We start from the raw sequence: 398 nt of genomic DNA, 5'->3' as shown, positions 1-398 counted from the left end.
GCAACAGCCGGGTGGTGCTCGTGCACGAGGGCCACGGCCCGGCGCAGCGGATGGTCGAGGTGCTGCGCGAGCACGACGTGCCGGTGCGCTGGGCCGAGTCGCTGGACAGCGAGCCCGAGCGGGGCCTGGTGCACGTCACCACCGCCACCCTCGACCACGGCTTCGTCGACGAGGCGCTGTGCCTGGCGGTGCTCACCGGCGACGACCTGTCCGGCCAGCGCGCGTCCACCAAGGACATGCGCAAGATGCCGACCCGGCGCAAGCGCCAGATCGACCCGCTCGAGCTCAAGCCCGGCGACTTCGTGGTGCACGAGCAGCACGGCGTCGGCCGCTACGTCGAGATGAAGCAGCGCGAGGTGCAGGGCGCGACGCGGGAGTACCTCGTGCTCGAGTACGGC

The 398-nt window shown here is 72.1% G+C and carries 1 protein-coding gene; it reads left to right on the top strand.

From position 1 onward, the window contains the following. The coding region (locus M3149_RS22865) for a CarD family transcriptional regulator (protein ID WP_285887524.1) at window positions 1-398 on the top strand (398 nt) is incomplete at both ends.

The sequence above is a fragment of the Hydrogenophaga intermedia genome, from assembly GCF_023715105.1.
Taxonomy (GTDB): domain Bacteria; phylum Pseudomonadota; class Gammaproteobacteria; order Burkholderiales; family Burkholderiaceae_C; genus Hydrogenophaga; species Hydrogenophaga intermedia_A.
This window is presented reverse-complemented; position numbering and strand designations above follow the sequence as displayed.